This is a genomic window from Pseudomonas sp. 44 R 15 (genome assembly GCF_900004965.1).
GTDB classification, from domain to species: Bacteria; Pseudomonadota; Gammaproteobacteria; order Pseudomonadales; family Pseudomonadaceae; genus Aquipseudomonas; species Aquipseudomonas orientalis_A.
This window is the reverse complement of record NZ_CVTU01000103.1, coordinates 1-25,522: the sequence shown is the minus strand read 5'-3', so window position 1 is coordinate 25,522 and position 25,522 is coordinate 1. Positions and strand designations below refer to the sequence as shown.

The following is a 25,522-nucleotide window of genomic DNA, read 5'->3' as shown; positions in this document are numbered from 1 at the left end:
CACACCGAGCATTAGCGAGGTGCCGAGTGGTGGGGCAAGAGCGTTTTGCTTACTTTTGCGCTTTTCAAAAGTGAGCCGCCGTCAGGGCGGAACCTTAAGTAGCCGTTACCGCAGAAACGGATATGTACTCGATCTGATCCAACATCCTGGTCGGTCCTGAGGCCGCCATCGGGGGCAAGCCCCCTCCCACATTTGGACCGGGATCGACACCAACATCCTGGTAGGCCCGGAGGCCGCCATCGGGGGCTAGCTCCCTCGCCACATGCCGGTGTCATATCAAAGCTGTGTAGATACCTATGCCCCGATGAGGCCAGTGAAGTCACCCCAGATCAAACAGCCAGCAACCGCTCGCGCAACTTGCCAATCTCATCCCGGGTCTGCGCCGCGGCCTCAAACTCCAGATCGCGCGCCAACTGATACATCTTCTCTTCCAACTGCCGAATCCGCTTGGTGATTTCACTCGGCGAGCGCAGTTCGTTCTCGTACTTGGCGCTTTCCTCGGCAGCCTTGGCCATGCCCTTGCGCTTCTTGCTGCGCGAGCCGGGTACGGTGGCGCCTTCCATGATGTCGGCCACATCCTTGAACACGCCCTTGGGGGTAATGCCGTGTTCCAGGTTGAACGCAATCTGCTTCTCGCGACGACGCTCGGTCTCGCCGATCGCGCGCTCCATGGAACCGGTGATGCGGTCCGCATACAGGATCGCCCGGCCGTTGAGGTTACGCGCCGCGCGGCCGATGGTCTGGATCAGCGAACGCTCGGAGCGCAGGAAGCCCTCCTTGTCCGCGTCCAGGATCGCCACCAGCGATACCTCGGGCATGTCCAGGCCTTCGCGCAGCAGGTTGATGCCCACCAGCACATCAAAGGTGCCCAGGCGCAGGTCCCGAATGATTTCCACCCGCTCCACCGTGTCGATGTCCGAGTGCAGGTAGCGTACGCGCACGCCGTGGTCGGCCAGGTAATCGGTCAAGTCTTCGGACATGCGCTTGGTCAGGGTGGTGACCAGCACGCGCTCTTCCAGGGCCACGCGCTTGTTGATCTCCGACAGCAGGTCATCGACCTGGGTCAGCGCCGGACGGATTTCGATTTGCGGGTCGACCAGGCCGGTCGGTCGCACGACCTGTTCAATTACCCGGCCGGCGTGTTCGGCCTCGTAGTTGCCAGGCGTTGCGGAGACAAAGATGGTCTGCGGGCTGATGGCTTCCCATTCGTCAAAACGCATCGGCCGGTTGTCCAGCGCCGATGGCAGACGGAAGCCGTATTCCACCAGGGTTTCCTTGCGTGAACGGTCGCCCTTATACATCGCGCCGACTTGCGGCACGCTGACGTGGGATTCGTCGATCACCAGCAAGGCATCCGGCGGCAGGTAATCATAGAGTGTCGGTGGCGGCGCACCGGACTCGCGACCCGACAGGTAGCGCGAATAGTTTTCGATGCCGTTGCAGTAGCCCAGCTCCAGGATCATCTCCAGGTCGAAACGGGTGCGCTGCTCCAGGCGCTGGGCTTCCACCAGCTTGTTGTTGGAACGCAAGTACTCCAGGCGCTCGGCCAATTCCACCTTGATGCCCTCGATCGCGCCCATAAGGGTTTCACGCGGGGTCACATAGTGGCTTTTTGGGTAGAAGGTGAAGCGCGGCAGTTTGCGGATCACCTCGCCGGTCAACGGGTCGAAGGCCGACAGGCTTTCGACTTCATCGTCGAACAGCTCGATGCGGATCGCTTCCAGGTCGGATTCGGCCGGGTAGATGTCGATCACATCGCCGCGCACGCGGAACGTCGCACGGGCAAAGTCCATGTCGTTGCGGGTGTACTGCAGGCTGGTCAGGCGCCGCAGCAGTTCGCGCTGGTCGAGCTTGTCGCCGCGATCGACGTGCAGCACCATTTTCAAATAGGTTTCCGGGCTGCCCAGGCCGTAGATGCACGACACCGTGGTGACGATGATCGCGTCCTTGCGTTCCAGCAAGGCCTTGGTCGCCGACAGCCGCATCTGCTCGATATGGTCGTTGATCGACGCATCCTTCTCGATAAAGGTATCGGAGGACGGCACATAGGCTTCGGGCTGGTAGTAGTCGTAGTAGGAAACGAAATACTCCACCGCGTTGTTCGGGAAGAACGCCTTGAACTCGCCATACAGCTGCGCGGCCAGGGTTTTGTTCGGTGCCAGCACCAGGGTCGGGCGATTGATCTGCGCGATCACGTTGGCGATGCTGAACGTCTTGCCTGAACCGGTCACCCCAAGCAGCGTCTGATGCGCCAGGCCGGCCTCGATGCCTTCGACCATCTGGCGAATCGCTTCCGGTTGGTCGCCGGCGGGTTCAAAACGGGTGACGAGCTGGAAATCCGACATAACGTACCTCGTGTGGTCACCCCAGACTCAACACCGCCAGGGACGAAATAGCTCAGCAACCCACGAATAATCATCGCAGGTTGCAGGAAAAAACCATGATAGCCGTAGTAGTGGTGACGAAGGTGTCGGGTTTCAAGGCAAACGTCCTACCTGCCGTCCGGGATCAATCTGCAATAAGACTAACGGTGGGCAATTAAACCGAAAAACTTGGCCGAAAAGCCATTTCCGCTGTCGCCCTCAGCCGTGATGGCCTCTATACTAGCTCCCCGTTTGTGCACCGCTCTAGTGCAACCGGCTGGAGCGCGACACGTCCCTCCCTTCCCCCATAGAGCTGCCGCAAAAATGAGCCTGTTCTCCGCTGTCGAAATGGCACCACGCGATCCAATCCTGGGCCTCAACGAAGCATTCAACGCCGATACTCGAACCACCAAGGTCAACCTTGGCGTGGGCGTTTACTGCAACGAGGAGGGGAAGATTCCGCTCTTGCGTGCCGTTGCCGAAGCGGAAGCCATTCGCGTGGCGCAACATGCCGCCCGTGGCTACTTGCCGATTGACGGCATCGCAGCCTACGACAAGGCCGTGCAAACCCTGCTGTTCGGTGATAAGTCGCCGCTGCTCGAAGCCGGCCGTGTGGTGACCGTGCAGGCCGTGGGTGGCACCGGCGCGCTGAAGATCGGCGCCGACTTCCTCAAGCAGTTGCTGCCCGACGCCGTGGTGGCCATCAGCGACCCGAGCTGGGAAAACCACCGCGCGCTGTTCGAAACCGCCGGTTTCCCGGTACAGAACTACCGCTACTACGACGCCGCCACCCACGACGTCAACCGCAGCGGCCTGCTCGAAGACCTCAACGCCCTGCCGCCACAGTCCATCGTGGTGTTGCACGCCTGCTGCCACAACCCGACCGGTGTCGACCTGAGCCCGGCGGACTGGCAGAACGTACTGGACGTCATCAAGGCCAAGAACCTGGTGCCGTTTCTCGATATGGCCTACCAGGGCTTCGGCGACGGCATCCACGAAGACGCCGCCGCGGTGCGCCTGTTCGCGGAGTCGGGCCTGACCTTCTTCGTGTCCAGCTCGTTCTCCAAGTCGTTCTCCCTGTACGGCGAACGCGTGGGCGCCTTGTCCATCGTCGGCGACTCCAGGGAAGAAAGCGCGCGCATCCTGTCCCAGGTCAAGCGTGTGATCCGTACCAACTATTCCAACCCACCGACCCACGGCGCGGCAATCGTTGCAGCGGTACTGAACAACCCTGAGCTGCGCGCCCAGTGGGAAACAGAACTGGGCGAAATGCGCCTGCGCATCCGCGGCATGCGCGAGCAGATGGTGGCGGAGCTGACCAAGGCCGCGCCAGGCCACGATTTCAGTTTTGTCGGGCGCCAGCGTGGGATGTTCTCCTACTCCGGCTTGAGCGTTGAGCAAGTCACCCGCCTGCGCAGCGAGTTTGGCATCTATGCACTGGATACCGGCCGCATCTGTGTGGCGGCGCTGAACCAGTCGAACATTGCTGCGGTCACACAGGCAATCGTTCAGGTGCTGTAAACCTGCCGGCGTTGAACGAGGGGGAAGCCAAGGGCTTCCCCCTTTTTGTTGGCGAACGCACTAGACTGCACACCGACTGTCCCTTTGCTGTGAGAGCCCTATGAGAAACGACGACCTGGATCTGCGTGCCGACCGCGACGAACTGCATGACTATGCTCCACGCGCGCCGCAAGCCAAGCGCCAGAAAAGCCTGGTGCTGCAAGTGGCGCTGGGGGTGTTCCTCGGTGGCCTGGCGTTGTGGCTGGTGCAACTGGGCGCCACGGCGATCATGGCCAAGCTGGCCATGGGCACCTTCCAATTCGGCGGCTGATCAAGAGCGAAACGTGGGAGGGGGCTTGCCCTGATGTTGTAGGAGCGAGCTTGCTCGCGAAAAACTCACAGCCACCGCGTTTATCCAGCAATTACGCGTTATCGTTGACGTTTTTCGCGAGCAAGCTCGCTCCTACGTTGGATTCAGGCTGCTGCAAGCCCGCGTTCCTCCAGCAGTTTTACGAAGCTGTTCAGGCTCTGCGACACCGTGCCCCGGCGCCAGATCAGCCAGGTATTCAACACACGGAAGTTTTCCGTCAACGGCCAGACGCTGACCGCCGCCGCCCCCGGCATGCTTTCCAGCATACTGCGCGGCATCAACGCCAGCCCTGCCCCGGCGCTGACGCAGGCCAGCATGCCGTGATAAGACTCAATCTCGAAGATTTTGCCCGGCACCGCACCGTCCTGTGAGAACCAACGCTCGAAGTGATGCCGATATGAGCAGTTGGAACGAAAGGTGTAGATGTTCTCGCCATTCACCTCCCGCCCCCGCGTGATCGGCGCATGATGCAGCGGCGCAATCACCACCATCTCCTCTTCAAACACCGCCACGCCCTCCAGCGTGGAGTGCAGCACCGGGCCATCGACAAAGGCCGCCGTCAAACGCCCGGACAGCACGCCTTCGATCATCGTGCCCGACGGTCCCGTGCTCAGGTCCAGCTCAACCTTGGTGTACTGCTGGTTATACGCCGCCAGCAACGCGGGAATACGCACCGCCGCGGTACTTTCCAGCGAGCCGAGGGCAAAGGCGCCCTGGGGTTCCTCCCCCGCCACCGTGGCGCGGGCCTCCTGTACCAGATCGAGAATACGCCGCGTATAGCCGAGGAAATTCCACCCGGCCGGTGACAGGCGCAGGCGGCTTTTCTCGCGGATAAACAGCTCCACGCCCAGGTCCTGCTCCAGTTGTTTGATCCGCGTGGTCAGGTTCGACGGCACCCGATGGATCAACTGCGCGGCGGCGCTGATGCTGCCTTGTTCGGCAACGGCCTTGAAGATTTCCAACTGCACCAGATCCAATTCATTCTCCAATCGTGAATGTATTGCTTAATATTATTCAGTTTTCGGAAAACGTCCAGCAGCGTACGCTGGCTTCCATTCCCATCACCCCTGCAGGACGGTGCTATGAACGCTATTTCCCATCAGACCCACGCGTTGTCGATCAACCCGGCCAATGGCGAGACCGTTGGCAGCTACGCGTATGAAAGCCCGTCGCAGCTGGATGCCGCGCTCACCCGTTCCACCGCTGCCTTCCGCACCTGGCGCCGCCAAACCGTGGGCCGCCGCGCGCAATTGCTATTGGCTCTGGCCGGCGCCCTGCGTGACCAGGCCGAAGCCATGGCGCAGATGATCACCCTGGAAATGGGCAAACCCATTGCCCAGGCCCGTGCCGAAATCGAGAAATGCGCCCAGCTCAGCGAGTGGTACGCGCAGCACGGCCCCGCCATGCTCGCGCCGGAGCCGACCCTGGTGGACAACGGCAGCGCGCGGATTGAATACCGCCCGCTGGGGCCGATCCTTGCCGTGATGCCCTGGAACTTCCCGGTATGGCAAGTACTGCGTGGCGCCGTGCCGACCCTGCTCGCCGGCAACACTTACGTGCTTAAACATGCGCCGAACGTGATGGGCAGCGCTTACCTGATGCAGCAGGCGTTCCAGAAGGCCGGCTTCGCTGAAGGCCTGTTCGAGGTCATCAACGTCACCACCGAAGGTGTGTCCAGCGCCATCGCCGACCCACGTATCGCCGCCGTCACCCTCACCGGCAGCGTGCGCGCCGGTATCGCCATCGGCTCCCAGTCCGGTGCGGCACTGAAAAAATGCGTGCTGGAACTGGGCGGCTCCGACCCGTTCATCGTGCTCAACGACGCCGACCTCGACGCCGCCGTACAGGCCGCGCTGATCGGTCGCTTCCAGAACAGCGGCCAAGTCTGCGCCGCCGCCAAGCGCTTGATCATCGAGGCTGGTGTGGTTGAAGCCTTTACCGCCAGGTTCCTTGAAGCCAGCCGCAACCTGGTGATGGGCGACCCGACCTCGCCTGCCACCTACATCGGCCCCATGGCGCGCTTCGATCTGCGCGATGAGCTGCACGGCCAGGTCCAGGCCACCCTCGAAGAAGGCGCCACCCTGCTGCTGGGCGGCAACAAGGTGGCGGGCGCAGGCAACTACTACGAACCCACCGTATTGGCCGACGTCACCGACCAGATGACCTCGTTCAAACAGGAACTGTTCGGCCCCGTCGCGTCCATCATCACCGCCCGTGACGCCGACCATGCGGTGGCCCTGGCCAACGACAGCGAATTCGGCCTGACCGCCAGTATCTTCACCACCGACCCAGCGAAGGCACGAGACATCGCCGACCAGTTGGAAACCGGTGGGATCTTCGTCAACGCTTACAGCGTTTCCGACCCGCGAGTCGCATTTGGTGGCGTAAAGAAAAGTGGATTCGGCCGTGAGCTGTCGCACTTCGGCGTACGCGAGTTCTGCAACGCGCAGACGGTGTGGCTCGACCGTCAATAAACAGCCCTGGCTTCAACACACATCAAATGTGGGAGGGGGCTTGCCCCCGATGGCGGTGGATCAGCCAGACATCTGTCACTGACACACCGCTATCGGGGGCAAGCCCCCTCCCACATTTGGATCCAGACAACCTTGGGGGCCGTACCTATTCTAAGCAATCAGCGAATATGTCGCCGCACGCACTGCACCAACCCGTCCAGCGCCTGCGACTTCACCGGCGCCAATACGCACACGGTGTGTTCACGCTCGCCCTCGGTCACGGTGAGCGTGTAATGCACCTGCCCAGGATTGCCGGAGGGTTGAGTACTTTGCGGCAACTGGAAAAACTTCGACTGCTCGATCAGTTGCCGCAACTCCTGCTGATCCTGCTCGGGCAGTGCATCGAGCTCGACACTGCGAGGTTTGGCCAAGCCCGGAAAGAACGCCGGGCCGCCGTTTTCCTTGATCGAGATTCGCATGGCTGTTCCTCACCGCCCTGGCGGAGTGTCAGACGTTGATACCGACCGCTTTCCAACCTTCCTTCACGGCCTTCTGCTCATCCTTGTTCGCGCCATAAAGGCGCCCGGCGACATCGTAAGTGATACGTGCAAAACGCAGAAACCCCGAGTTCGGCCGCAACCGCGAATCACGCAGGGCGTCATACCAGATACGCCCGGCACGCTCCCAGGCGAACCCGCCAATACGGGTAGCAACCTGATAGAACGCATGGTTGGGGATGCCGGAATTAATGTGCACGCCACCATTGTCGTCATAGGTTTGCACAAAGTCATCCATATGCCCCGGCTGCGGGTCCTTGCCCAGCAATTTATCGTCAAACGCGGTGCCGGGGGCCTTCATCGAGCGCAGCGCGGTGCCTTTGATCTTTTTGGTAAACAGCCCCTTGCCGATCAGCCAATCGGCGTCCTCGGCCTTTTGCTTTAACGCGTACTGCTTGATCAGCGATCCGAACACGTCCGACAGCGACTCGTTCAACGCACCCGACTGGTTGAAGTACATCAACTTGGCTTCATCCTCGGTCACCCCGTGCGCCAACTCGTGACCAATCACGTCCAGCGCCACGGTAAAGCGGTTGAACAACTGCTGGTCGCCATCACCGAAGACCATCTGGGTCGAGTTCCAGAAGGCATTATTGTAGTCCTGGCCAAAGTGCACGGTGGCATCCAGCGCCATCCCGGCATCGTCGATGGAATTGCGATCGAATACCTGGTCGAAAAAATCGAAGGTCGCGCCCAGGCCGTCGTAGGCCTCGTCCACCGCGGCATCACCGCTGGCGGGTTGCCCTTCGCCACGGATCAGCTTGCCGGGCAGGCTGTCGGTGTTGTCGGCGCTGTAGATCGAGCGCTGTTTCTCGGCGCCCGCCAGCAGCGCCATGCGGGCCGGGCCTTTGGCGGGCACGGCGACCATGCGCAACGAGCGGAACGTGCTGTCCTTGGCGCGCGTGCGCAGCGCAACCTCGCGCTGGGCTTTGTCACCGTGGCGCGCGATCTGGTCGAGCATGTACGGCGGGATCAGGCAGAAAATCGGATTTCGCGGGTGGCGAACACACATAAGCTGGCTCCTTTTTGGCGTGTGGTGAACGGCCGGTTAACGACTTCAGGATAGACGCGCGTCCGCCGCCTGGGACAAATTGTCATGAAATCATGTTGCAGTCGTGTTTATCCAAGGCCCATCAGGAAATCCCCCATGCCCGCACGTCACGTCAAAATCGACCTGTCCTACCGCCCAAGGCTTGCCGACCTTAGCCCTCTGATCGCGCCCGCCCCTTCCCTGCTGGAGGCCAGGGCCGCGACGCCGCGTGTCACCGCAGCCAAGGACCTGCAGAACCGGCGCGGTTACGCCGAGGATTTTCTCGGTAGCTTCGCAGTGCCCTGGCCCACGCTGGACACGGCCCTGGCAGGCGATGCCCAACCCGGACGCCTGGACTACACGCACTTTTCCATCAGCATGTCGCGCTCGCGACGCCTGGCGCTGTATGTCGGCGTCAACATCGACGGCGACAAGCACGTGGATATCGTGCGCAGCAACGACACCTGGGCCTACGATGGCCGCCTGCCCCTCGACGCCCAGGTGGGCGAAGACCTCTACGCCGGTAATGGCCTGGACCGTGGTCACCTGGTGCGGCGCCAGGACCCCAATTGGGGGGACGAGGCGAATACCGCCAACGTCGACACCTTCCACTTCACCAACTGCTCGCCGCAGATGAGCGGCTTCAACCAGAAGACCTGGCTGGAACTGGAGGACTACATCCTCGACAACACCCAGCGCTGGAAAGCTCGCGCCAGCGTTTTCAGCGGCCCGGTGTTCGCCGACGACGACCGCCTGTACCGTGGCGTGAAGATCCCCCAGGCGTTCTGGAAAGTCGTGGCCTACCTCAGCGACGACGGCAAACCCTCCGCCAGCGCCTACATGATCGACCAACGCAACGAACTGGGCCAACTGGACCTGGTGTTCGGCCCGCTCAAAACCTACCGGCGCAGCGTGTTGCAGATCGAACAATTGACCGGCATCCGCTTCGGCAATCTGGCCGACTACGACGGTTTCAGCAACGAGGAGCGCGCCACAGGGACGCGGATCGAAGCGCTGGTGCGGGGGCCGCAGGATATCCGACTCTGACCACGGCGCACCGGGGGCCCGCGTTATCGTTGACGACCTTCGCGAGCAAGCTCGCTCCTACAGGCCGTGATCGACTACCATAGCGCCGCCGGTTCCCGCACGGGACTAATAGGGAATTCGAAACGTCGTCCGCGACGTCAATCGAAACTGCCCCCGCAACTGTAGGTGCTGAGCCTGCTCCCCACTGCCACTGGACGTTGTCCGGGAAGGCCGGAGCCTGGCGACGACGCATCAGTCAGGAGACCTGCCGGCCAAGTGACTCACTAACCGGCGGGGTGTCCGGGAAGGCCATCCTTGTGCTGCCCGGCCGGCAGCGCGTGTGGGTGTATTTCCGAACCGTTCCTGCCTTGCTTCATCGACGGTTCAAACGGAGATTGCCCCATGCTGCCACGCGTTACGGCCCTGATCATCGGCCTGGGTGCCTGCACCCTGGCCCAAGCCGCACCGACCCACTACCCGCTGACCGTCGAGAACTGCGGCAGCTCGATCACCTTTGCGCAAGCCCCTGCACGCAGCGTGACCATCGGCCAGGCCGCCACGGAGATGCTGTATGCGCTGGGCGTGGGCGATAAAGTGGTCGGCACGTCGCTGTGGTTCAACGATGTACAGGCGCAGTACAAGGCGCAGAACGCCAGCATCGAGCGCCTGGCCAATAACGAGCCGAGCTTCGAGGCAGTCATCGCCAAGCGCCCGCAACTGGTGGCCGCCGAGCTGGAATGGGTGGTCGGCCCTCAAGGTGTGGTGGGCACCCGCGAACAGTTCCACGAACTGAATATCCCCACCTACCTGCTGCCCTCCGACTGCGAAGGCAAGGACAACCTGGTGGGCGCCGACGGCACGCGGCTGGAGCCGTTTCGCATCGAGACGATCTACAAGAGCCTCAGCCAACTGGCCGAGATCTTCGACGTGCAGGCGCGCGGCCAGCAACTGACCGATGACCTCAAGGCGCGCCTGGCCAAGTCGATCGCCACCGCGCAGGGCAAAGGCTTGAAACAGGCCAGCGCGCTGGTCTGGTTCTCCAGCGCCGAAATGGCCAGCGACCCGTACGTGGCCGGCCACAAAGGTGTTCCGCAATTCATGCTGCAAACCCTTGGCCTGCGCAACGTGGTGCAGTCCGACGAAGAATGGCCGGCCGTCGGCTGGGAAACCATTGCCAAGGCCAACCCTACCTTCCTGGTGATCGCACGCATGGACCGCCGTCGCTACCCCGCCGACGACCATGAAAAGAAGCTGGCCTTCCTGCGCAGCGACCCGGTAACGCGCAACATGGACGCGGTAAAGCACAACCGCATCATCATCCTTGACGCCCTGGCGCTGCAGGCCAGCCTGCGCACTTTCGACGGCCTGGAACAACTGGCCGCCGCCATCGACAGCTACAACCTGCCGCAATGATACGCACCCTGCTCGCCCTTACGCTGCTGCTGATCGCCCTGCTTGCCGGCGTGGCCATCGGCGAAACCGCTATCTCGCCGCAGGTGGTACTCCAGGTGCTCGCCAACAAACTGTGGGCGGCCGGCTACGTGCTCGACCCCATCGATGAAGGCGTGGTGTGGAACTACCGCCTCACCCGTGCCCTGGTCGCCGGTGCCTGTGGCGCGGGCCTGGCAACCTGTGGGGTGATCCTGCAGTCGTTGCTGCGCAACCCGTTGGCCGACCCGTATCTGCTCGGCATCAGCGCCGGCGCCTCGACAGGTGCGGTGCTGATCGCGCTGATCGGGGTGGGCGGCGGGCTGATTTCGTTGTCGGCCGGCGCCTTTGTCGGCGCCATGGCCGCGTTTGCCCTGGTGATCCTGCTGGCGCGGGCCAGCGGCTCGTCCAGCGGCACCGGCCAGATCATCCTGGCCGGCATTGCCGGTTCGCAGTTGTTCAATGCGCTCACCGCGTTCCTGATTACCAAATCCGCCAGTTCCGAACAGGCCCGCGGCATCATGTTCTGGCTGTTGGGCAACCTCAGCGGCGTGCGCTGGCCATCGGTGTGGCTGGCGGTGCCGGTGGCGGTAGCGGGGCTGGCGGTATGCCTGTGGCACCGCCGTGCGTTGGATGCGTTTACCTTCGGCACCGACTCGGCGGCCTCGCTGGGCATCCCGGTGCGCCGCGTGCAGGTTGTGCTGGTGGGCTGCGCGGCGGTGGTCACGGCGGTGATGGTGTCGATTGTCGGCTCCATCGGGTTTGTCGGGCTGGTGATCCCCCATGCCGTGCGCTTGATGCTCGGCACCGGTCACTCGCGCCTGCTGCCGGCCAGCGCCCTGGGCGGCGCCTTGTTCCTGATCGCGGCGGACGTGCTGTCGCGTACCCTGATCAAGGGCCAGGTGATTCCGGTGGGCGTGGTCACGGCACTGGTCGGTGCGCCGGTGTTCGCGCTGATCCTGATCGGTCGGAGAAATGCACGATGACGGTACTGAGCTGCACCGGCCTGGGCTTCAAGGTGCGTGACGCCGAGTTGCTGTGCGATATTCATCTGCAGGTGCAGTCGGGGGAAACCCTCGGCATCGTCGGGCCGAACGGCTCGGGCAAATCCACCCTGCTCAAATTGCTCGCCGGCTTGCGCACCCCGGCCAGCGGTGAAGTACAGCTGGACGGCAAGCGCCTGGGTGAGTTGTCGCGCCGCGCCATCGCGCAGCAATTGGCGGTGGTGGAACAACATGCCGACACCGACGACGCCATCCGCGTGTTCGACGCCGTGGCGCTGGGCCGCACGCCGTGGCTGTCGGCGTTGAGCCCATGGTCCGATGACGACGACCGCATCGTGCGCCAGGCCCTGCACGACGTGGACGCCACCCACCTGAGCCACCGCGCCTGGCGCAGCCTCTCGGGTGGCGAACGCCAGCGCGTGCACATCGCCCGCGCGCTGGCGCAACGGCCCCGGATTTTGTTGCTGGATGAACCGACCAATCACCTGGATATCCAGCATCAACTGACCATCCTGAAAGGTGTACAGGGTTTGCCGGTCACCACCTTGATCGCCCTGCATGACCTGAACCAGGCACTGACCTGTGATCGCCTGGCAGTGCTGGACCGTGGGCGCCTGGTGGCACTGGGCACGCCGCTGCAGGTGCTGACGCCGGAGCGGTTACACGAGACGTTCGGGGTACAGGGGCATTACCTGACGGACCCGTTCGACGGCGCAAAAATCCTGCGCCTGCGCTGCAGCTGAACCCTGTGACGGCGGCACAGCTGGCGGTGATTCACATGTGGGAGGGGGCTTGCTCCCGATGAGGGCGAGTCAGCAAAAGCGTCAATAACTGACCCACCGCTATCGGGGGCAAGCCCCCTCCCACATTGGAGCACCAGAGGGCCAGTGCATCGGTGTCGCCTGCCCTGACGGATTGGCAGGCTCATACCACCTTGATATGGGTGATTCCCACCACCTGCGCCTGCTCGAGGATTTCCTCCGGCGTCGCATCCGCAGCAGGCAGGATCAAGCCGTTTTCCGCATCACCAAAATGCAACTGCAGCAAATGCACCGCCGCTTCATGCACAGGCAACTCGGACTGTTTGAGGTCAAATGCATGAGTGCGCGGTTCGTCATTGAACCGGTAGTTCAAGGTGTAAGCAGGCATTGGGGAATCCTCATAATGAGAAACAACTGATTAACCTGACTCAGCGATCAGTTTTTTAGTTCCCACACGATGCAGGTGCTGCGTTATCCATTTGCGACTGTACGCCAACACGCTGTCCGCCAGCGCCACCGGAAAATGAATGAAGCCATGGGCCGATTCCGGCAGCAGATGCGCTTCTACTCCGCTCCAGCGTTCGGCGATCAGCAGCGTGTCATCCTTGAGCGGGTCCAGCTCGCCCACAAACATCAACGCCGGCGGCAGGCCGCAGAAGTCGCCATACAAGGGTGACAGCGGCGGCTGTCGACGTGCTTCGTCGGTGATGTCCGGCGTGAGCAGGCGCAGCGCCGCAACCATGCCCGGCCCATCCAGCAGCAGCGTCTGCGGCCCGGCCGCGCGCACGCTTGGCGTGCCGGTCAAGTCGTAGACCCCGTAGTACAACACCGCGCCAGCGACGCGTTCGAGCAACGCCGGCCATTGCTTGAGCGCCAGCAACGTCGACGCCGCCAAATGCCCACCGGCCGACTCGCCGACGAAAAATACCGGCAGGCCGGCAAACTCCGTGCAGTCGGCCAACAGCCAGCGCGCAGCGGCCAGGCAGTCTTCGAGCAGCCCCTCGACCGGCGTGTCGACCGCCAGCCGGTAGTCCACCGACACCACCGCCACGCCGCAGGCGCGCACCATGCCCAGGTTGAGGTCGTCGTTCATCTGCGCATTGCCGATCACCCAACCGCCGCCGTGGATGTCCAGCACTACGCCTTTGGGCGCACCCTCGGGCCGCATGATGCGCACCGGCACGCCGCCGACCAGCCTGCGCTCCACCACCGGGGCCTTCTTGAAACGCTGACTGGTTTGCAGCAGCGCCTGGATCACACGGGGGGTGACGCGGTTGCGAATTTTAAAGCGCGGCATCCACGACAGCTTCTGATTGAAGCGACGCATCTGGGCCAGTTCGGCCTCGCTGGCGGGCCAGGATTGGTAAGCCATCAACGGTTATTCCGCAAAATCGAGAAGTTCAACGCCGCGGCCACACACAGCCAGGCGAGGTAAGGAAACAGGATCAAGCCGGTAATCAGGTCCAGGCGCACCGCCAGCACCACCATCGCCGCCACGGTCAGCCACAGCAGCACAATGATCACCATCCCGGCGAGCAAGCGGTGCGCGCCGAAGAACACCGGCGTCCACAGTGTATTCAACGCAATCTGAGCCGCCCACAGGGCCAACACCGTTTCACTGCCGGGGATCAGGCTCAAGCGGTAACCGGCCCAGGCCAGCAACAGGTAGATGAGGGTCCACGCCACCGGGAACAGCCAATTGGGCGGGGTAAAGCTGGGCTTGACCAGGGATTCGTACCAGGCGCCTGGTTTGAAAATCACACCGGTACTGGCGGCGGCGGCGCAAGCGAGCAGGAAGATGAAAAAGGTCATGGTCGGTCCTTGAGAGGCAATGGTGGAAAGCAACGCAGTCTTTTCCAGTGACTCGAACGGGCGCGCATAAATTCCCTATACGCGGCAAAAATGACAGGCAGGCCATCTGTTCAATATGCCGTGAAAAATCAGTCCGGCTCCACAATCCTGAGCCAGGGCCAGCGCGCCTGATAACTCCCGGCCTTGCGCAGAAACAGCTCAGGCTCGGCATGCACGGGGTTCATGCGCAGTACGCCGTGCTCCAAATCCGCCAACCCATAAGGCGCATACACCTCACCGGTGGCAATGTCCAAAGCGATGCACGTGCCCGCCACCAGATACCGGTCCACCCCCTGCCTGGCCGAGTGCAATTGCGGGTATGGCCGGCTAAAGCGCTGCCCATACCAGAGGTGAACGCGCGCCTGGTTCTTGACCTCCACGTTCACGCCCAGGTCCTGGAACAACGCCTCGGCCCTTCGAATCACCGCATCCTCCGCCTCGTAGGACAGGTCTTCATCGAAGTAGAAAACGTCATAGTCCTTCACCCCCCCGTCCGCCGGCCGCTGCGCCTGATGATTCCACACCGCCTGGAACAGGCAGCCCGCCGTGAGCATGCACTGCGGCACGTCCAACGCCGGCAAGCGCGCGGTGATCTCGACGTTGATGGGGTTGGCCATGGCCAGTTCGAGGAAGGTGTTGACGGTCAATGTCATGGAAACTCCCAGGTAATCCGGCTCGAATTTGTTCGCCGAAAACGCCCTATCTGCGTTTACGCGCCAGGCCTTCCGCGTGAGTGTTATCGGGCCAGAAGCGCGCGCTGAAGTAAGATTACACCGATGAAAAGCGCTTTCGGTAATCACTTGGCCCCACGCCGAGACGCCGCATGAATGCCCTTCTGAACCCATCCGTATTGGCATAGCCGACGGTGTCGGCCAAGCGTTTGAGTGATACGTCCGAGCCTTCGATCAGCCGCCTGGCCGTATCGATCCGCGCCAGTTCGACAAATTCGGCCGGGGTCGAACCGGCTTCGGCCTTGAAGATACGGGCGAAGTTGCGCTCACTCATACCGGCGCGGGCGGCCAGGACGGGTACGCTCAAGTCGGTCTTCAAGTGCTCCACAACATAATTCTGCACGTCTGCGATCACGCTGCGTTCGGCGGTCTGCGCCGCCAGGTGCGCGCTGAACTGCGATTGCCCGCCAGGCCGCTTGAAGAACATCACCATTTCACGGGCAACGCTGAGCGCCAGTTCTCGGCCGTGGTCTTCTTCGACCAGCGCCAACGCCAGGTCCATGCCCGCTGTGACCCCGGCCGAGGTGTAGATGTTGCCATCCTTGATATAGATGCTGTCCGGGTCGACGCGGGTGTGCGGGTACTGCTCCGCCAGTTTTGCGCTGGAATTCCAGTGAGTGGTGACATGGCGGCCGTCGAGCAGGCCAGCGGCGGCCAGCAGAAAAGCGCCGCTGCAGACCGAGCCGATCCGACGTACGGATTTCGCCTGCCGGCGCAGCCAATCCTGCACCACAGGGTCATGCGCAATTTCGTCGATGTGGGGGCTGCCGGCCACGAGCAAGGTGTCGATCCTGCCTTTATGAGTTTTGAAGGTTTCGTCGATACCCAGCTTCAAACCACTTGAGCTTTTGATCATCCCCTTGTCGGCACCGATCACTTCGACCCGATAGGCACGTGGATTGCCCAGTTGCCTGGCTGCTTCGGCAAAAACGTCGGCAGGGCCGACGACGTCCAGCAGTTGCACGCGGGGGAATGCCAGGAGCGTTATGCGCATGATGTCTGTCCTCGTCGACTAATTGGCTGAATACGTCGCTATACAACTCTTTCAGCCAGCGGCTCATTTGGCTGAAAATAGCCTCAACAGCAAATTCAGTCAAACAGGAGACTGCCATGAACACTGCATCCCCCCCCAGCGCCGCTGCTGCTCAAGCGGTACACACCGGCACGACGTCCATCAAGAACCTGCCTGTCAATTTGTTTGGCTCGGTCATGGGCTTGGCCGGCCTGAGCCTGGCGTGGCGCTTGAGCGGGCAGTATTACGGCGTCGGCGGCGCGTTGGGTGAAGCGATTGGTGCCCTGGCCGGCTTGGTATTCGTGGTGTTGACCTTGGGTTACCTAACCAAATGGGCGAGACATCCTGGCGCGGTGAAAGCCGAGTTCAACCATCCGATCGCCAGTAACTTTTTTGGCACCGTCACCATTGCAATGTTGCTGCTGTCGGCAGTCGCCGCGCCCCACAATGAATGGCTCGGACAGGCGCTCTGGATACTGGGGAGCTTACTGACCGTGTTGCTCGCAGGCTTCGTGGTGTTGCGCCTGTTGTCGGGCAACCAGGACGCGTTGAATGCCGTACCTGCCTGGCTGATTCCAGGTGTTGCCACCCTCGATATCGCGGTCACCGGCGCGCACATGCCCATGGCCTGGGCGGCTGAGTTCAACCTGTTTGCCCTCGCCGTGGGTGCGGTGCTGGCGCTGGTTTTCTTCACCCGGATTTTTTCGCGACTGGTGCATGAAGCCCCTCTGGCCAAAGGCATGGTGCCTTCGCTGATGGTCCTGATTGCACCTTTTGAAGTAGGTTTCCTGGCGTACACCAATGTATTCGGCGAGATCGACCGGTTTGCCAGCGTGTTGTTCTACTTCGGCCTGTTCCTGTTCGTGGTGCTGAGCTTCAAAGTGTTCCGTCGCGATGTGCCCTTTGCCCCTTCGTGGTGGGCAATCAGCTTTCCCATCGCAGCCCTGAGCAATGCGGCGCTGAAATATGCACATGCCCAGGAAAGCAGCGTGCTGACAGTCATCGCCGCAGCGATCCTGCTGTTCCTCACGGTGGTACTCACCGTACTGATGGTGAAAACCCTGATCAGCCTGTTCAGCGGCAAACTGCTTGCCAACTGACCGTTTACCTCCCTTTGGCGAGCCTTCATCGGCTCGCTTTTTTTTGCCCCACAGGTTTCATCGACTGACGCGACCGCCGATATGGCGCACGCCAGCACCGTCCCTGCCCTGCGCAACCACGTGCAACCGGAGTCCCCTCATCATCATTTAGTCGCAGGAAGCAGCGGCTTGATGCGTTTGCCATTCTGAAAAACTCGATCTTTACCGTCATGCTTGGCTTTATACATATTGATGTCCGCACATTTGAGCACCGCTGACATGTCCGATGTCGCCGAGAACGGCGCGACCCCCGCGCTGCAGGTGTATTGATGCGGAGGCAATACGCTGCAACGGATGTTTGCCAGTAAGCGCAACGCATATTCATGGGCGACGGCGTCATTGTCCCCCAGCAACAAGACACCGAATTCCTCCCCGCCGAGCCGCCCGACACTGTGGCTGCCTGGAGTCGATTTCAGACAAGCGGCCATGGCGCATAAAATCTTGTCGCCCACATCGTGACCGTACTGGTCGTTTTTCTGTTTGAAACCGTCAATATCCAACATGATGAAATACCCGCTGCGACCTCCCGCCAATGCACTTTGGAAGGTCGCCATGAAGGCGCGTCGGTTGAGAATGGAAGTAAGAAAGTCGGTCTCCGCCAATGTTCTGAACTCGCTTTCCACCAACAGGACCGAACGCATGTTCCTTAAATAGGTAAAGCTAAGGGTAAAACCAACAGACATGGAAGCGATGCAGAAAATGGCGAGATACACTTCGAGTCCGCGATACAAACCAACGTCAAGCGTGGGCCACATGATTACCCAAACCAGCAGCGCAGACAGGAAATAGTCTTGAACCGCAACAAACAGGATGGCGCTGCTCACCACGATGATTACAGCAAGCGGAAGTGTGAAGACGCGCAGCTCCGCATTGGCATCAATGACATGCGCAAAACCCAATGACAACAACACAATATAAAGAACGCCAAGCACTCTCCAGATCCAGAAGTGAGCGGTTATGCGATGAACATACCAGACCCCTAACAGCGACAGCGTGATAATAATGTTTGGCAGGTCCAGCGTCGTCATGGGATCTATCAGCAGAACCCCTATCCAGGCAATCAGCCCCACCCTTTCAATCATGTTCACAGCGGGTGATAGCAGTGTTCGCATTCTTGGTCTGATCTTGAAAATCGCCGGCATCCTGAAACTCCTTTGCCAAAATGACTTGGATGTAGTTTAAATGTCCGGGTAAGCATTAATCCATGACGCAGACGATCCTCGACGGGTAACACCCTCCTTAATCAGAAAATGCATATAACACTGCGTCGGCTACGTAAACACTATTGCGCAGCACGTTGAGAACTTAATCCAGGTCGCTGGTGACCCTGCCAATGGCTTCCACGACTTGCCTGGCACCAAGCTGGATATCAGCCATTGCCACGCCTGCCTGCTCGGATAATTTCAGCAAAACGTCAGCCTGGTCTCTGCTGCACTGGACACGCACTGCGGCTTGAGCGGCCAATTCACGGTTTTGCCGTACCACGCCCGTAATTTCCTGCGTGGCTAAACTGGTGCGGCCGGCGAGTTTGCGCACTTCATCCGCCACCACCGCAAAACCTCGTCCGTGTACTCCAGCGCGTGCCGCTTCGATGGCAGCGTTAAGCGCCAACAAGTTGGTCTGGGTGGCAATGGCGCCGATGGTATCAACGATGGAGCCGATCAACTGCGACTGGGATTCAAGCGCGGTCATGCTGTCGTTGACTGAGGCCATCTGTTGCGCAATAGTTTGGGCACCATGTACCGAGTCCGCGACCAGTTCCATACCTTTGTTAGCTTTTACATCGGTAGCCAACGACACGTCATAAGCCATTGTAGCGGCGCGCTTGACCCCATCGGCTTTCTCCACTTGCGCGGTCACCACGCTGGCGAATTTGGCTATCTTATAAACCCGGCCGGCAGCGTCCTTGATGGGATTGTAAGTGGCTTCCAACCACACCACGTTTCCGCTTTTATCCACCCGGCGAAAGCGCCCGGCGTGAAACACGCCTTTGTTTAAAGTCTTCCAGAACTCGGAGTAATCCGCCGAAGCCACGTCCTCCGCCAGGCAGAAAATACGGTGATGCCTGCCCTCTATCTCGGCAAGGCTATAACCCATGGCCTGAACGAAAGACTCGTTGGCATAAATGACTTCACCCGCAAGGTTGAATTGAATCATCGCCATCGAACGGTTCAGCGCGCTGAACATTTCGATAGCCTCCCGTTCGTCTTGGGCAGGAGGGGGCGCAACGACGCCGTAGCCCTGAAATGTGCGGTTTGCTGCCGTAATCCAACCGATGTCGAGCGTCACAGCACGGCCGTCGGCGGCACGATAGCGTTGCCGTTCGATGGCGCACAGGTTCGGGGCGAAATCGTTGTGCGGCTCATCCGTGATATCACTCACTGTCATATTCGACAGTTTTTCCAGCGAATACCCCAGCGTCGCCGCAAACCGCTGATTGGCCGAGATAATTCGCCCAGCCCCATCAACACGTATGGAGAGAAAGACCGATTCGATGCTGGCGAGCGTACCCAGCGACGTCGTCAGTTCCTCCTGGCAGTCAAAGAGAGCATTCTTGATTCGACGATTGAACACACTGACCTCCGGTATGAGCGAGTGTAAAAAAGGACAATGCTGGTGGTTAACACTGTTTTCGAGAGGACGACCGAATAAAACAAGGCGCTTATATCGGGCTCACGCCCTCAATAAACTGCAAGTATCCACAGAGCTATTCTTAACCGGGTCCTCAGCCACACCCAGCTCCATACTCACCCGCGTGATTGCGAAACATATCGACATGGCCCGCCTCATTAACTCAACAAACGCCGGACTCAATACAATCAGACGTTTATCGCATTTGAAGTAGCCCTGTAACTCGCCCTCTTTGATCATGCGTTGCATGTGCGTTTTTGACACGCCAAGACATCGCGAGAGCTCCACATAGGACGACACTTTGTAACCGGTTTCCAGCGACCCGTTGCGCAAGGCATCCGTGTACAGCGCGAGCATTGGCAAATGACCGCCATCGCGATTAAGAATCCATTTTGCCTCAGGTAAAAGTTTATCAAGCAGGAAATCCGACTCCAGTATTCTGGTAAACCCCCGAGCATAGATTCGTAATAAATCCACGGACGTTGCCAAGCTCGGGAACCAACTGTCGTAAGGAAGGATCATCTGCGATGGCAATAAATATGACTTGATGATCGGCGTGGCATCGCGCAATGTTTTATCCGTGGGTTGAAAACAACGCAGACGTCCATCTTGAACGTGGAGCTGAACGTTCATATAGCCGCTGACCACTAGAAAGGAGAAATAGGCATCCAGGCTGTTGCGAGACATATAGCCGCGTTTCTGGCAAAAAGCTTTAACTTCGGACAAGGGAACTTGTTCATCTTTGTAGCCAAAGCCGATTAAAGACAGCGCGACCATGAACCTGTCATATTTCAACAGATTTTTATAGAAAAAAGGTTTGCCCCGATAGCTTTCCATTATCAAATCGAAATGAAGGAGCATCGCTTCATCTATATTGCCTCGGGTCATTTCGGTACTGGTCTCTTTCAAATACTCAAGCAGATCAGCTGTCTTCATCGACGTCAAACGACCCTCTCTATATAGAAACAATTTTTACTGCTCACAATGCCGGTAGTATATGCATATTCCAACGGCTGGCTGATTCACCCCAAAAATGTTTTACGGCCTTGCCTCGCCTCAAGCGCGTTCGATTGATGGCGCGTCTGATCGACAAAGCAGAGTCGGACAAGGCCGGGCCTGCCCCACGCAACCATGCACAACCGGAGCCCCGATGCCGCTGACCAAACGCGACTGCGCCCGCCTCGAACGGCAACTGATCGCCGCCCTCACCGAGGCCTGCGAAACCGCCAAAGCCGAAATCCCGGGCTTCGACTGGCTGACCCACACCGTCGACTACAGCGCCTTCCCCCAAAGCCTGCGCGTAACCTGGGTATTCGACACCCGCGCCAACAAGGCACTCGCCCTCAGCGGCGGTGCCGACAGACGCATGCGCGAACTGACCGCCACAGCGCTGCACGAAGCTGGCATCCCACCCTTGCCGATGGAGCGCTGCGTGCACGTTGATTGCGAAGAAGACTGTCGCCTGCAACACGCGGGCGACTGGCGTGCGCGGCTGGCGCGTCGCTAACCTGACCTGATGCCGAAGCCCGCAGGAAAAATCCCCACCCCCTGCGACGCCTTGCTCCATTGCCTACGCATGGGTCAGAATTCGCCGGCTTGTGCGCTGGGATGGCTGTGATTAAGGTGGCTCGGTCGCTGAATGTCTCGGCGATCGGGTTTAGTAGCCTGAGTTCGGGTATCTATAAGTGCATGAGCGTCATCAATCAGACATTGCGTCTGTGCCTGATGGTGGCTGTGCGTAGGGCGCCTTCGGGCGCGCCGGCTTTAGATATCCACCGGTCTACTAACCTGCGTACAGCTGCCACCCACCGTTTAGTAGCGGAAGGTGGTTGCACCACTCAGGATATCTTCATGTTCAAAGCAGACTCAGCAACGCTCTTCAGCGTCGCGCCCAACGCCACCAACGAAACCCTCATCACCAACAGCTATGAAACCTTCACCAGCGTCAGCACCCTGCTGCTCGACCTGTCCGAAGACCTCAACGGCAAACACCGCGACATCGCCCTGGCGATCCACCAACTGAGCGAACTGGGCGTACTGCTCACCGCCCGGCTGCTCGACCACGAAGTGCCGTGCGCTGGCTGATTTTCAAGCACCCAACTCGAAAGACACTTTACTCGCCGAGTCGTTGTACACACGTACGACGACGCGGCGATTTGCTTTTGATGGCTGCGTCGAATGACACAAAATGCGGCAGCTTTCGGCCAGAAGCTGCCGTTCACTACTCATGAGTCGGTTGAGCTGGCTTCGAACTCTGGACGACCGATCATTGAGTCGTTTACTCACGAAAAGATTTAAAGACTTACCGCCACGGAGTTACAGTACCGTAAGCGCGCCCTGGTAAAGCACCGGACCTGTCGGCTGTCCTGTCGGCGATCCGCCATCGGGTTCAAGACTGACGGCCAAAGTGCTTGACTCACCCATGAGAGCTTTCTGCGCGCTGGCCAACTTAATCTCCCCATCTCCACCTGGCGGTATCACCCCAAGGGACACGGGTTTGCCACTTAGCGGAATAAGCCACATTTGCAGGCTACGACCCTTTTCAACTTTCGCTAACGCCTGCGGTTTGATTCTCAGGTAGTCCTCTCGCGTTTCAATGCTCATCCAAGACTGTGCGTCAGCGCTATACAACGTGGCACCGTAGCGTACATCGTCACGGCTGTAGATAACGCTTAGCGATACTGCTGCTACGAGTGAACATGCTGCGATCGTCATTCGGAGCCAGTTCCAGAGAGGCCGTTTCATAGGCAGCTGCATTGTTTGCGGATCTATGCGAGCCGTAACTTTGCGCCAAACACGATCCGGTACAGGTTGTTCAGGCAGAGCCTCAGTGAGGCTCATGAGGCATTCCTGCCATTGCGCAAGTTCCGCGCGAAGTTCCGAGTCTTTTAGTAAAAGTTGCTCAAAGCGCCGGCGTGCGGTGTGCGGCATCAACCCGATGGCATAGTCGGCGGCAAGTGCGCGACGCATACTTGGAGTTTGGTAGTTCATGACTCAAGGCACCTGCGCAGATGCTCCATGCCCCGGCGTATCCAAGACTTCACCGACCCTAGCGGTGCTGAAAGGTGTTCGGCCAACTCTGAACAGGAGAGTCCCCCAAAGTAGGCAATGGTGATCGACTGGCGTTGCATCCCTTCTAGCTTATCCAGGCACCGATGTAATGTGCTGGCCTCACGGGAACTGTTCAGTTGCTCATGTGCCGAGGGGCTGTCATCGACCAACATCTGCGCGTCGAGATCATTCAGCGGACGGTCGCGATATTTTCGCAATTGGTCGATGGCCTGGTTTCGCGTTATGCTGATCATCCAGGTCATCGGCGCGGACAGGTGGGATTGGTAGCGTGAAGCATTGTTCCAAATGCGCACAAAACTTTCCTGCAGCACCTCTTCAGCGAGATCCGAACGTCCCATGAGCCGCAAAGCCACGCCGTGCAAGCGCGGACTCACGCTACGATACAGCGTTTCAAATGCGCGTCGATCACCCAGGGAGCACTGGGCTAAAAGGTGTTTGAGTTGGTCGATGTCGGCGATTGGAATAGCCTTTCTCCAAACGATTAAGTCGTGAGGTGCTAAATGTCGATTGCAGCCAGAGGTTAGCCCACAGCGCGCTGTTGTTCCATTCACGGGTGGGCTCCTCGGAAAACTCGCCAATCCTGCGGATGGCGACCGGCGATGTCAGTCAACTTTTCGGCATCAGCACCTTATCGATGACCTGTATCACACCGTTCGACTGGTACACGTCATAGGTGGTGATGTCGGCGACGTTACCCTTCTCGTCTTTGATGGTGATGTTGTGCGGGCCATTCATCATTGCCCACAGCTTGCCTCCTGAGACAGTGGTAAGTTCGGCCTTACCGCCACCGGCCTTGATCTTTTCGGCAAGGGTGGCCATGTCCAGTTTGCCGCTCACAACGTGGTAAGTGAGGATCTTGCTAAGGGTTGCCTTGTTTTCCGGCTTCAGCAACGTATCGACGGTTCCGGCGGGCAAAGCAGTAAAGGCTGAATTGACCGGTGCGAACACGGTAAAGGGACCTTTGCCCTTGAGAGTGTCGACTAGACCGGCAGCTTTGACAGCGGCGACCAGGGTCGTGTGATCTGCGGAATTTACTGCGTTATCAACGATGTCCTTGCTCGGCAACATGCTTTGCCCGCCTACCATTACGCTGTCGTGGCTCATCGTCGCTGCCTGTGCCGCGTTGAACGCTAAGCCGCTACCTGCCGCCAAGGTCAGGAGGCCGACTATCAATGGCGTTTTGATCGAAATGCTTTTCATCGCGATGATCCTTTATGAGGAGATTCGGCCAGGAAGGTCTGTCCGTGTTTGATATACGTGGCGGCGTTCGGAATGGATGCAGTACCTCAGTTTTTTTGTGATCTGGAAATTACGCGATCCAGTGACCACTGCTTCTTAAGCAAGGTGGCCATATTCCAGCTAGAAGGTGTTTTTTGTGCACGGCTGCTTTTGGCCGAAAGCTGCAGCTCAAGGACGACCGCTTTCGGCCCAGAGTGTGTAAAAACGCTTCGTCAAAATTGAAGTGTGCGCGTCTACGTTAAATCTGAAATTTATCGGCACGTCTGCAGATGTGGATTTCACGTAGAAACGCGATTTCCAGTCCGGTTTTGAGCACCTGACGTGCTCAAAACCGTTTTTACACAGTCTCGGCCAAAAGCGGACAGTTACGCAGGGTTAGCAGCCCTTCCTGGAAACTTGAAGGCGTCTATGAAAATAGGGGCGATTCAATCAGCCATCCAGACCGTTGGAAAAATCCTCCTAATGCTCACATATCAAGAGCGGACTGGTACTTTGCTATTGCAGAAAAAACCTTTAAACGAGCTCGGTGCAATAGCACTCTTACGTTAGTCAGCGATATCCCAAGAAGCGTAGAAATTTCGTTTAGATCCAACCCAGAGCGCTCCCTCAATATCAATACGCTCCTCTGCAATTGCGGTAGAGTCTCGAGAGCAATGTTGATGCGAGCATATAGCTCGGATTCGCTCAGAAGCGCTTCAGGGCTATCTTCATGCGATATCACGGAAGGAGTGTAGGAATAATCACCTACGACTAAAACGCCTCCTCCCTCAATCCACGAGGTACATGGAATACAATTCGACTCACTTCGCCGAGCTTTATATCGGCACTTCGCCGTATTGGACGTGACGGCCATCATCCAGGTTCTTAAGCTAGATCGTCTCTGAAATTTGCCTATGCCTTTCACAATCGCTAGCCATGCCTCTTGCACTACGTCATCTGCATGGTGCCGCCCCACGATTCCATAAGCTATGGCCTTCATGGCTCCCTGATGCGTGCACACCAAATCACGATATGCGTCTTGTTCTCCGCGCAATAGGCGGTCCAAAAAATGAGCGTCATCCTTGGCGTTCATGGCAGTACCTAACTGTGGTCGTATCATGATCGTAGCTGTCCTTGGCAGAGATGACGGTTCGGATCATGAAATACCTAACCGCTCATCGCACTGCACCGCTTGCTAATCTCGAATACTCATCGCACTCGAGCCCTCAAGAGCACATACGGATCAACCCATTCACTAGATGCACAGCGAAGATAATTAAATGTGGAAGGAGTGAAGCGCCGCTACTTTTCAAGACGCATGCGGCTGGCAGCTGCTGGCCGATCTCTGCCTAAGCCCACCGTCAGCTTTGGGTCGT

At 59.3% G+C, this 25,522-nt stretch carries 25 protein-coding genes, 2 pseudogenes and 1 riboswitch; of the genes and pseudogenes, 10 read left to right on the top strand and 17 right to left on the bottom strand.

From position 1 onward, the window contains the following. Positions 1–329: 329 nt before the first annotated feature. Entirely contained in the window at positions 330–2,345 is a 2,016-nt protein-coding gene (gene uvrB / locus BFP93_RS18040) for an excinuclease ABC subunit UvrB (protein WP_065894094.1), read from the bottom strand. A gap of 342 nt (positions 2,346–2,687) precedes the next feature. Here uvrB and BFP93_RS18035 point away from each other — a divergent pair, with 342 nt between their 5' ends. Then, entirely contained in the window at positions 2,688–3,884 is a 1,197-nt protein-coding gene (locus tag BFP93_RS18035; protein ID WP_065894093.1) for an amino acid aminotransferase, read from the top strand. Between the two features lie 100 nt (positions 3,885–3,984). Beyond that, entirely contained in the window at positions 3,985–4,194 is a 210-nt protein-coding gene (locus BFP93_RS18030) for a hypothetical protein (protein WP_043047518.1), read from the top strand. Between the two features lie 143 nt (positions 4,195–4,337). Here BFP93_RS18030 and BFP93_RS18025 read toward each other — a convergent pair whose 3' ends face one another. Continuing rightward, complete coding sequence (locus BFP93_RS18025; RefSeq protein ID WP_065894092.1) at positions 4,338–5,210, bottom strand: putrescine utilization regulator PtrR; 873 nt, start codon at positions 5,208–5,210, stop codon at positions 4,338–4,340. Positions 5,211–5,315: 105 nt separating this feature from the next. Between BFP93_RS18025 and BFP93_RS18020 the strand changes: the two genes are divergently transcribed. Then, on the top strand, positions 5,316–6,707 hold the full coding sequence (locus BFP93_RS18020; protein WP_065894091.1) for an aldehyde dehydrogenase family protein: 1,392 nt from the start codon (positions 5,316–5,318) through the stop codon (positions 6,705–6,707). 158 nt (positions 6,708–6,865) lie between these two features. On the opposite strand, the gene BFP93_RS18015 is transcribed toward BFP93_RS18020, so the two are convergent. Further along, entirely contained in the window at positions 6,866–7,165 is a 300-nt protein-coding gene (locus BFP93_RS18015) for a protealysin inhibitor emfourin (protein ID WP_065884129.1), read from the bottom strand. A 28-nt stretch (positions 7,166–7,193) separates the two neighbouring features. After that, positions 7,194–8,255, bottom strand: a complete 1,062-nt coding sequence (locus tag BFP93_RS18010; protein WP_065884131.1) for a M4 family metallopeptidase — start codon at positions 8,253–8,255, stop codon at positions 7,194–7,196. 135 nt (positions 8,256–8,390) lie between these two features. Here BFP93_RS18010 and BFP93_RS18005 point away from each other — a divergent pair, with 135 nt between their 5' ends. The 4 genes from BFP93_RS18005 to BFP93_RS17990 all read left to right on the top strand — a co-directional run bounded on the left by BFP93_RS18005 (position 8,391) and on the right by BFP93_RS17990 (position 12,474). Next, a complete protein-coding gene (locus BFP93_RS18005) occupies positions 8,391–9,320 on the top strand; it encodes a DNA/RNA non-specific endonuclease (RefSeq protein ID WP_065894090.1) in 930 nt (309 codons plus the stop codon). A 72-nt stretch (positions 9,321–9,392) separates the two neighbouring features. Continuing rightward, positions 9,393–9,587: riboswitch (cobalamin riboswitch) on the top strand. 114 nt (positions 9,588–9,701) lie between these two features. Beyond that, positions 9,702–10,712 carry an ABC transporter substrate-binding protein gene (locus BFP93_RS18000; RefSeq protein ID WP_065894089.1) on the top strand — a complete coding sequence of 337 codons (1,011 nt, stop codon included), beginning with the start codon at positions 9,702–9,704 and terminating at the stop codon, positions 10,710–10,712. After that, the gene (locus tag BFP93_RS17995; protein WP_065894088.1) at positions 10,709–11,713 is read left to right on the top strand and encodes a FecCD family ABC transporter permease; all 1,005 of its coding nucleotides are present in this window, start codon (positions 10,709–10,711) and stop codon (positions 11,711–11,713) included. The genes BFP93_RS18000 and BFP93_RS17995 overlap by 4 nt, the downstream gene beginning before the upstream one ends. Continuing rightward, a complete protein-coding gene (locus BFP93_RS17990; protein WP_065894087.1) occupies positions 11,710–12,474 on the top strand; it encodes an ABC transporter ATP-binding protein in 765 nt (254 codons plus the stop codon). Before BFP93_RS17995 ends, BFP93_RS17990 begins: the two co-directional genes overlap by 4 nt. Positions 12,475–12,655: 181 nt before the next feature. Here BFP93_RS17990 and BFP93_RS17985 read toward each other — a convergent pair whose 3' ends face one another. From BFP93_RS17985 to BFP93_RS17965, 5 genes are all read right to left on the bottom strand, one after another. Further along, the gene (locus BFP93_RS17985; RefSeq protein WP_065894086.1) at positions 12,656–12,880 is read right to left on the bottom strand and encodes a hypothetical protein; all 225 of its coding nucleotides are present in this window, start codon (positions 12,878–12,880) and stop codon (positions 12,656–12,658) included. Between the two features lie 30 nt (positions 12,881–12,910). Next, positions 12,911–13,864, bottom strand: a complete 954-nt coding sequence (locus tag BFP93_RS17980; protein WP_065894085.1) for an alpha/beta hydrolase — start codon at positions 13,862–13,864, stop codon at positions 12,911–12,913. Then, entirely contained in the window at positions 13,864–14,304 is a 441-nt protein-coding gene (locus BFP93_RS17975; RefSeq protein WP_065894084.1) for a tryptophan-rich sensory protein TspO, read from the bottom strand. The genes BFP93_RS17980 and BFP93_RS17975 overlap by 1 nt, the downstream gene beginning before the upstream one ends. A 128-nt stretch (positions 14,305–14,432) precedes the next feature. Then, the gene (locus BFP93_RS17970; protein WP_065894083.1) at positions 14,433–14,996 is read right to left on the bottom strand and encodes a nucleotidyltransferase family protein; all 564 of its coding nucleotides are present in this window, start codon (positions 14,994–14,996) and stop codon (positions 14,433–14,435) included. A 115-nt stretch (positions 14,997–15,111) separates the two neighbouring features. Further along, on the bottom strand, positions 15,112–16,068 hold the full coding sequence (locus tag BFP93_RS17965; RefSeq protein ID WP_065894082.1) for a GlxA family transcriptional regulator: 957 nt from the start codon (positions 16,066–16,068) through the stop codon (positions 15,112–15,114). A gap of 116 nt (positions 16,069–16,184) precedes the next feature. On the opposite strand from BFP93_RS17965, the gene BFP93_RS17960 reads away from it, so the two are divergent. Then, entirely contained in the window at positions 16,185–17,186 is a 1,002-nt protein-coding gene (locus tag BFP93_RS17960; RefSeq protein WP_065894081.1) for an SLAC1 anion channel family protein, read from the top strand. A 143-nt stretch (positions 17,187–17,329) separates the two neighbouring features. On the opposite strand, the gene BFP93_RS17955 is transcribed toward BFP93_RS17960, so the two are convergent. The 4 genes and pseudogenes from BFP93_RS17955 to BFP93_RS17945 all read right to left on the bottom strand — a co-directional run bounded on the left by BFP93_RS17955 (position 17,330) and on the right by BFP93_RS17945 (position 20,792). After that, on the bottom strand, positions 17,330–18,367 hold the full coding sequence (locus BFP93_RS17955; RefSeq protein WP_065894080.1) for a GGDEF domain-containing protein: 1,038 nt from the start codon (positions 18,365–18,367) through the stop codon (positions 17,330–17,332). Between the two features lie 163 nt (positions 18,368–18,530). Then, a pseudogene (locus tag BFP93_RS29730) lies at positions 18,531–18,920 on the bottom strand (methyl-accepting chemotaxis protein); the annotation flags it as partial. A gap of 162 nt (positions 18,921–19,082) precedes the next feature. Beyond that, positions 19,083–19,799: pseudogene (locus BFP93_RS29725) on the bottom strand (PAS domain S-box protein); the annotation flags it as partial. A 99-nt stretch (positions 19,800–19,898) separates the two neighbouring features. Beyond that, positions 19,899–20,792 carry a helix-turn-helix domain-containing protein gene (locus tag BFP93_RS17945; RefSeq protein WP_065894109.1) on the bottom strand — a complete coding sequence of 298 codons (894 nt, stop codon included), beginning with the start codon at positions 20,790–20,792 and terminating at the stop codon, positions 19,899–19,901. 214 nt (positions 20,793–21,006) lie between these two features. Here BFP93_RS17945 and BFP93_RS17940 point away from each other — a divergent pair, with 214 nt between their 5' ends. Both BFP93_RS17940 and BFP93_RS17935 read left to right on the top strand, forming a co-directional pair. Further along, the gene (locus BFP93_RS17940) at positions 21,007–21,363 is read left to right on the top strand and encodes a hypothetical protein (protein ID WP_065894078.1); all 357 of its coding nucleotides are present in this window, start codon (positions 21,007–21,009) and stop codon (positions 21,361–21,363) included. A gap of 344 nt (positions 21,364–21,707) precedes the next feature. After that, complete coding sequence (locus BFP93_RS17935) at positions 21,708–21,941, top strand: DUF6124 family protein (protein ID WP_065894077.1); 234 nt, start codon at positions 21,708–21,710, stop codon at positions 21,939–21,941. Between the two features lie 231 nt (positions 21,942–22,172). Here the strand turns inward: BFP93_RS17935 and BFP93_RS17930 are convergent, their stop codons facing one another. The 4 genes from BFP93_RS17930 to BFP93_RS27655 form a co-directional block, all read right to left on the bottom strand. After that, on the bottom strand, positions 22,173–22,847 hold the full coding sequence (locus BFP93_RS17930; RefSeq protein ID WP_012724508.1) for an anti-sigma factor: 675 nt from the start codon (positions 22,845–22,847) through the stop codon (positions 22,173–22,175). Beyond that, positions 22,844–23,479: a sigma-70 family RNA polymerase sigma factor gene (locus BFP93_RS17925; protein WP_043205415.1), complete on the bottom strand. Its 636-nt coding sequence runs from the start codon at positions 23,477–23,479 to the stop codon at positions 22,844–22,846. Before BFP93_RS17925 ends, BFP93_RS17930 begins: the two co-directional genes overlap by 4 nt. Before the next feature lie 55 nt (positions 23,480–23,534). Continuing rightward, positions 23,535–24,128: a fasciclin domain-containing protein gene (locus BFP93_RS17920; protein ID WP_065892571.1), complete on the bottom strand. Its 594-nt coding sequence runs from the start codon at positions 24,126–24,128 to the stop codon at positions 23,535–23,537. Positions 24,129–24,633: 505 nt separating this feature from the next. Further along, on the bottom strand, positions 24,634–25,239 hold the full coding sequence (locus BFP93_RS27655; RefSeq protein WP_083203145.1) for an RNA polymerase sigma factor: 606 nt from the start codon (positions 25,237–25,239) through the stop codon (positions 24,634–24,636). Positions 25,240–25,522 lie beyond the last annotated feature (283 nt).